This is a genomic window from Microcystis sp. M090S1 (assembly GCF_020246295.1).
Classification (GTDB): domain Bacteria; phylum Cyanobacteriota; class Cyanobacteriia; order Cyanobacteriales; family Microcystaceae; genus Microcystis; species Microcystis aeruginosa.
Genome location: NZ_JADBTF010000374.1, coordinates 31,452 through 39,352 on the forward strand (window position 1 = coordinate 31,452; position 7,901 = coordinate 39,352).

General features: G+C 48.8%; 3 protein-coding genes. 1 reads left to right on the forward strand and 2 read right to left on the reverse strand.

Annotation, left to right across the window (positions count from 1 at the left end):
- Positions 1-62: 62 nt before the first annotated feature.
- The gene (locus IM477_RS16650; protein WP_287732675.1) at positions 63-2,009 is read left to right on the forward strand and encodes an alpha-amylase family glycosyl hydrolase; all 1,947 of its coding nucleotides are present in this window, start codon (positions 63-65) and stop codon (positions 2,007-2,009) included.
- 263 nt (positions 2,010-2,272) lie between these two features.
- Here IM477_RS16650 and IM477_RS16655 read toward each other — a convergent pair whose 3' ends face one another.
- Both IM477_RS16655 and IM477_RS16660 read right to left on the reverse strand, forming a co-directional pair.
- The gene (locus IM477_RS16655) at positions 2,273-7,024 is read right to left on the reverse strand and encodes an nSTAND1 domain-containing NTPase (protein ID WP_287732677.1); all 4,752 of its coding nucleotides are present in this window, start codon (positions 7,022-7,024) and stop codon (positions 2,273-2,275) included.
- A 488-nt stretch (positions 7,025-7,512) separates the two neighbouring features.
- Complete coding sequence (locus IM477_RS16660) at positions 7,513-7,746, reverse strand: Uma2 family endonuclease (RefSeq protein WP_353845555.1); 234 nt, start codon at positions 7,744-7,746, stop codon at positions 7,513-7,515.
- Positions 7,747-7,901 lie beyond the last annotated feature (155 nt).

Genomic DNA, 7,901 nt, shown 5'->3' on the forward strand with positions numbered 1-7,901 from the left:
TAGATATCCTGTTGCTAAAAATAGATAAGGAACAATATTCATCAATCTTGAGGTAATTCCTAATGAAATTTGCCGATCAGAATCTAGCCAAACCGCGACCAGGTAGTCTAAACGATTTTTCTTTACCTCGCCGTGAGAGTTATTACCCTTCCTCTGCGGATTGGAGAAATGAAGTGCTTTATTTTCTCTTGCCTGATCGTTTTAGTGATGGGAAAGAAAACACACGTCCTCTGCTGAATCGTCAACAACTGAATCAGTCTCGACCTAATCTGCCAAATGGACAGTCTTGGCGATTTGATAAATGGGCAGAGTCAGGCGGCGATCGCTGGCAGGGAGGAACGCTTAAAGGATTAGAGTCGAAGCTAGATTATCTAAACCAACTAGGGGTAACAACAATCTGGATAGGACCCATCTTTCAGCAACGGGGTCACTTGAATACCTATCACGGTTATGGTATTCAGGATTTTTTAGAGGTTGATCCTCGCTTTGGGACTCGCCAGGAGCTGGTTGGTCTGGTCAATCAAGCCCACAAGAAGGGATTACGCATTATCCTCGATATCATTTTTAACCATTCCGGATATAACTGGGACTATGCTCCGGGTACTCCTGGCGGAGAACAGAAACCTCCCTATACGTCGAGTTGGTATCAGTTTGGCTCATGGCTAGGTGATCAGGGACAAATCATTGCAGGGAAGCCTCGAACTAACGCGGACGGGGTTTGGCCGAGCGAACTCCAGGAAGCAGATTGCTATAGTCGGGCTGGCTATAGCGAGGGAGGCCTGGGGCGGGGAGATTTGGAGGATCCCAATGCCGAATTCCGGCGTTCAGATTTTATTAATTTGCGTGATTTCCAGTTAGACTATCCTCATCTTTTAGACAACTTAGCCCGGTGTTACAAATACTGGATCGCGTTGACAGACTGCGATGGCTTTCGGATTGATACGCTCAAGCATGTGACCTATGATCAAGCTCGAAATTTTTGTGGAACGATTAAGGAGTTTGCGGCTAATTTGGGCAAGAGTGACTTCTTTTTAGTGGGAGAAATAGCAGGCGGAGACTATAACCAAGACCGCTATCTAGATGTAGTAGGGCAGAACTTAAATGCTGCCTTGGATATTGGCGAGATGCGGGGGAATCTTAATCAGGTTGCCAAAGGGCTGATAGATGCAAGAGCTTACTTTAACGGGTTTGATCCAGGGAATGCGGTAATGGGATCACACCGGAACCTCGGACGGCGGCATGTTTCAATTTTGGACGATCACGATCATGTATTTGGTGAAAAAATCCGCTTTTCCAGCGAAGCTGCATCAGATCATCAGGTCGTTGCTGGGGTGGCATTGCAACTGTTCACATTGGGGATTCCCTGCATTTACGCTGGAACAGAGCAGGCATTGGCAGGGCCAGAAACGGCTGAACGGAAGTGGTTATCCGACTGGAAGAAATCCGATCGCTATTTGCGAGAGGCCATGTTTGGTCCAGAGCATCCCCGGCAATTCGGCGTGGCGGGCCTGCAATCCGTTGATCAAAACTTACCTGGCTTTGGGCCATTTGGGACAGCAGGTGCTCATTGTTTTGATTCCAATCATCCAGCCTATGTCCGGATTGGAGCTATGGCGGCAATCCGTAAACAGTTTCCAGTGCTGCGCTTAGGACGGCAATATTTACGACCAACCGCCATCCCTTTTCTGAACTTACCCTTTGGCGATCACGGACGGAGTGGAGAAATTATCGGTTGGTCACGGGTTTTAGATGACGAAGAAGCACTTTGTGCGCTAAACAGTCATGGAACGGATAATCGAGGAGCGAAAGTGTTGGTGGATGCCAATCTCAACCCAATCGGAAGCACTATGACAGTGGTTTTGAATACGGCTGAAGCGGCGGTTCCGGGTTACACGGGTCCTCATAAAGTGGGATCAACAGTCCCGGTACAACGACAAGATAAAATTGCCTACGTTGAAATTCAACCGATTCCAGCATCGGAATTTTTGATTTTGATAAATCAACCATAGTTCCTGTACTCATTAGACCTCTTGCATAAATCCGAAAACAAACGATAGAAACAATAATGGGAGGGACTTTCAGTTAATTATTTATTAGTAGTTGATAATCTTCAAAAATGTTGCTGTACAAGGATCGACTTAAGACTTTTGCAAGAGGTCTATTAAACCCAGGTCTATTTGGCACGCCCAGTTGTAATACTGGATCACGGGTTTCAGGGTTGTCATTTCAGAAAGGTTTAATGGCTAGGGCGATCGCTTTGATGCTGAGTGATTCAATCACAAAGATGGCGATCGCTTTCATTCACGTTGGGATTCGTTTTCAAATAATCATGTACCCAATTGCAACCGTACATCAAGGGATTAAGCGTAAGAACCTGCTCCTTATTCCACAAAATGACAGTTTTGTCTTCATTGGCTGAGGCAATGGTTTGACCATCGGGACTGAAGGCGATGCCCCAAAAGCGATCGCTATAGCCATTCAGAGTCGTCAACAAAGTACCATCCGGTTTCCAAAGCTTGATCGTCTTGTCCCAGCTTGCTGAGGCAATGGTCTGACCATCGGGACTGAAAGCGACTGAATAAACGACAGCACTATGACCTTTGAGAGTCGTCAATAAAGTGCCATCCGGTTTCCAAAGCTCGATCGTGTTATCTGCACTTGCCGAGGCAATCGTCTGACCATCAGGACTAAATGCTACTGAGTAAATCTGAGCAGTATGTCCTGTCAGTGTCCTCAGTAAAACAGGTATCTGCGCTGGCTTCACTCTCCAGAGTTTAACGGTATTGTCTGCGCTTGCGGAAGCTAGGGTTTTGCTGTCAGGGCTAAATGCCACTCCAAAAATTGCCCCTTGATGTCCTCTCAGGGTAGCGAGGAGTTGAGGCGTTTTTTGCCCTACATTCCAGAGCTTAACGGTATTATCCCAGGCTGCGGAGGCAACTGTCTGACCGTCGGGACTAAAGGCAACTCCCCAAACCACTGCTTGATGTCCTCTCAGGGTGGCCAGGAGTTGAGGCTTTCTTGGCCCTAAGTTCCAGAGTTTGACGGTATTATCTGCACTTACCGATGCCAACCTTTGACCATCGGGACTGAAGGCGACTCCATAAACTTGAGCGGTATGTCCGACCAAGGACGCAATCAAAGTACCGTCTCGCTTCCAAAGCCTAATCTTTTTGTCATCACTAGCTGAAGCAATGGTCTTACCATCGGGGCTGAAGGCCACTCCAATTACGACCGCAGTATGTCCTGCCAACCTTGTCATCAAGGGGCTTTTCAGCCGCCAAAGCTTGACCGTTTTGTCACCACTGGCCGAGGCAAGGTTTTCCCCATCGGAACTGAAGGCTACTCCCCAAACGCGATCGCTATGTCCGTTGAGAGTCGTGATCGGAGTGCCGTCTCGTTTCCAGAGCTTAACAGTCTTGTCCCAACTGCCTGATGCGAGAGTCTGACTGTCAGGGCTGAAGGCCACTCCATAAACCACTTCACTATGTCCTGTGAGGGTTGTCAGTAGAGTCGGCATTTTCCCCGTTTCTAGTTTCCAGAGTTTGATCGTTTTGTCCCAACTGGCTGAAGCTAGGAGCTGCCCATCGGGACTGAACGCTACTCCATTCACAATATCAGTGTGACCTTTGAGAGTCGTAATTAAAGTGCCATCTCGCTTCCAAAGTTTTACTGTCTTATCGTCACTGGCTGAAGCCAGCATTTGACCATCAGGGCTGAACGCTACACCGTTCACAACATCAGAGTGACCCGCGAGAGTCGTAATCAAAGTGCCATCCCGCTTCCAGAGTTTAACCATCTTATCGTCACTGGCTGAAGCCAGCATTTGACCATCGGGACTAAACGCCACTCCTCTCACATCATGATGATGTCCAACAAGGGTCGTTATTAGAATAGGTATCTTGCCTGCTTCTATCCTCCAAAGTTTGATGGTTTTATCTTTGCTAGCGGACGCGATTGTCTGACCATCGGGACTGAACACAGCTTGCCAAATTTTATCGCTGTGTCCGTTGAGGGTGGCGATTATAGTACCATCTTGCTTCCAGAGCTTGATAGTTTTATCGCCAGCAGCCGAGGCGATCGTGTTACCATCTGGGCTGAAGGCGACGCTTTTAACTTCATCACCATGGACTAACAAACGATTGTATTCAAGAACGCCATAAACTGCCTGCCGTAAGACGGAATCTACCTGAGTTTTAGTCTCAGCGTCTGTTCCTCCTGTCCTGGATAATTTTTGCCAGGCCCGAATGGCCTCAATCAACGCATCTAACTTATTATTGGAGACAAAAAGTGCTTCTGAGGACGCAGTGATGGCTTGGATCTCGCTACGCGCTGAATTCTGCCATTGCCCCCAAGCGACTCCTGCTAAGATTAAGGCCCCTAGCAAGCCACCTGTGAGTCCTGAGATCGTTAACTTTCGCCTGCGCTTTTGGGATTTCAGGTCGCGATCGCGCAGTGCCACACTTTGCTCAATCAATTCGCAATCGCTCGAACTCAGTTCATCAGCTCGATTCAGATACCAATATTCTGCATCGGTCAGAGGTTTACCCCGCAACAATGCCCCTTCATCCTGATGGCTGCGCTCCCACTGGTAGCGGTTTGCCCGCAGTTGCTCTTGCCAGAGGCGAAACTCTCGATCGAGCTGCATCCAATTCCTGAGTCGTTTCCAGCCCCCAATTAATGCCTCGTGAACAATTTCTACGGTTTCTTCTCCTGTAGAATCGTTGCGGTTGGTCACCACTAAGCGAGAGGAGGCTAAACGCGCCACCAAGTCCCAGTTTTCCGGCTGCACGTCTTCCTGTGTAGCAGTACGCCGGCTATCGTCTGTCCCGGCACCGGGCTGCACTAATTGGATAAATACCCGTTGCGATCGCTGTCGATCCTCTTCGTTCAGTTGAGCGTATACGAATTCTGCGTGATTGGCCAGTGCTGCTTCTACGCCGCCAATCTGGTCATAAGCCTGATTGGTTAGCCATCCATCTCGCTGGTTTGACCACAATTGCGTGAGGGCAAATTCCAACAAGGGCAAACGCCCTGGCTGCTCGTTCATGGCATGGATCAGCTTCTGGATTAATCCATCCTCTAATTTCACTTGCATTTGGGCGGCGGGCTTGGCGATCGCGGCTGGCAATTCTTCCCGGTTCATCGGCCCCAAAACCTGAATGGCACCTTGCAAGGCATCACTCAAGGGGCGGTAAGCCAGGGCATAGCCGCAAAAGTCTGCTCGTAGGGTCAGAATCAGGGTGAACCCTGGAGCAAATTTCACGGCATTTAGTACAGTATCCAAAAAAGTCTGTCGCTCTGACTCTGGACAAAGGGTATAGAGTTCTTCAAATTGATCGGCGATCAAAATCAGGCGCATCCCTGAATTCTGCTGTTTAACCCACTCGATGAGGTGGGATAATCCCTGGTCGTCTTGCCGCAAGAGCCGCTCTAGTTCTACTGCGTTAGCGAAACTGTCGCTTTGACCTTCTGGGAGAGCATCGCCACACCCCTGTTGGGGCTGATGTAGAGAGACAAATTTAGCGATCGCAGGACACTGCGCCAACCCAGTTGCTAAGGCTTCAAACGGATTATTCCCTGGGCGAAACGAAACAATCTGTACAGACGGCGAGCCTTGTTCTTTCATGCCGCTACTGCCTAATTCCTGACGCAAGCGCGGCACTAATCCCGCAAAGACGACGGATGATTTGCCACTGCCAGAAGCACCAATCACCGCCACCAATGGCTTTTGTTTGACCGCCGCCAGCAGTGCCTGAGTTACCTGCTCCCGCCCAAAGAAGAACCGAGCATCTTCCTCCCGAAAGGCAAATAGACCGCGATAGGGACAGGTTGGCGTTCCTCCAAGCTGAATCCAAGTGGGAGGTTCAACGGCTAGATTTTGGCAAATCACGGGCAACCAAGACGCTGCTGGAAAATCATCTTCTAATCCTTGGAGCTTTCGACGCGCTTGCTGAACGGCAAGATAGAGCGGCAATTGCTCGATCGCAAATGCTGTCAGAAACTGCTGAAAGAACTCTTGTGCCACCCGATTGGGAATCGGTTCGCGCATGACAATCACTGTGGGAATGTGTAGTTTCTCCAGTGCTTGTGCCAAGCCTAATCCATCACAAGAATTAAAAATAGCCAGCGTTAAACCCTTCTCGATCGCGGTTTTCAGCGCCTCTTCTAACTGTGATATCGTCAAACTATTGTGGGTTGAATTCTCATTAATATATATTCGACCCGTTTGTCCCTGGGTTTGACTGTGACCGGCAAAAAACAGGATGTCCCACCCTTCAGGCTGCCATAATTGAGTATTGAACTCCTGGCGTGAGGGGTTGGCCAGGAACTTAACTGACCCATCCTGCAACCGCTGAAGTAAGCGGGTTTCTGTGGCTAAATCAATGCCGGAGCTATTGCCTAAGACTGCTAAAATCCTGACTTTCTGCTCAGTTTTTGCTGACTTCAGAACATTTCGATAGTGGTACTCTGGTTGACTCAACGCCATTTCCGCTTGGGGATAATCCTCAAAGAAATGCCAGCGATGCCAAGGAAGAGAGCGCAATTCCAGATCGTTGGTTTCAATCATGACTCGGATGGGAGCGGATGAGTCGAGTCGCGATCGCAGTTGCAGTTCAATGGGGAGAAAACCCTCTGATTTCAGCCAAGTATTGATGCTTGCCTGTAGCTGCTGGCACAACTCATCAAAACTGACCTGAGAAATATTGGTAATGCCTGCTTCACTGATTTCTAGTTCACCAACTTCTACGAGAGAAGCTGAAGATAGATGTCCTGGTTGGGATATTATGGGATGGCGTTGTCCGCCCGTAATGCGTTCAGTTTCGCTGCGCCCAAGGCGATCGCATAGTCCCCGATAAACAAGCTGCCAATTCCGATACAGTTCCACTAAAGCGGGTGCGGCGGGCAACGTGCCGATAAATTGCTCTGGCCGCGGATTGCCATCCGTCCATAATTGAACGGTAACTCGCGGAAATCCTTGATACAAATTCCCACTGCCTAGATTAATAATCACTGACTTGTTCATTTCAGACGCACCCGTATTTGACAGTGAAACTTTCACCGTTAATGCTACAATCTTTTACCTTATCTTTACAGAAACGCTACTGCGTTAATTTTTTGACCGAATTTAGGCTCTCCCGACTTCTTGGTGTAAACTGTATATTAGAATACGAATCCTCTGATTTACAAACGTTTAACGTGATTATCAGCTAAAAAGTGGTCAAAAAATGTTAATTAGATTCTTTATCGTCAAAGAGGTGCGTTAAACTTTGTTAACGCACGCTAGAAGAGCTAAATATTAGCGTGCTGCTTCGCAGTGTCTCAGCTTCGCGAGTCTCCGACGGCGGCATCGCACAGTCGCGCTTGTTATCGCTGCTGGGTCATTGCGATTACAGCTTCCACAGTCAGGTCAGAGATATTGCCAAGGGTAGGGAGTATGTCGGTGACCGCATAGACCAGTGGCAGCTCTTGGTTCTCCCAAACCCAGATTTGCTGTCGCTGAATATCGATCAGCTAGGCGAGCTGAGTTCCGTTGCTCAAGCAGTGCAGAATTTTATTCTGTAGATCTAATGTACTTTGGTCGGGGGAGCGAATTTCAATTAACCAGTCCGGTGGACCTGGCAGCGGTCCATCCACCTCTGAGAGGCGATCGCTTTTAACAACGGCAATGTCAGGCACGGGAGACAGCGGCGGCACGATGCAACGGAGTTCTTGGATTGCCTCGTATGCTTTGGTTTGGTTGTTGATCGAGTTAACAAGATTGCGCTGGAGGCGGGATTGACATCCTCACCGCCGTAAACGGACGGTGATTCCCAAACCTCACGATTTAGGTTTCTGCTTCTTTCCCTTGCGGGGTTCCGCACCTGCCTTAACAGATTTACTCTGTTCTGGTCTTATGGTCG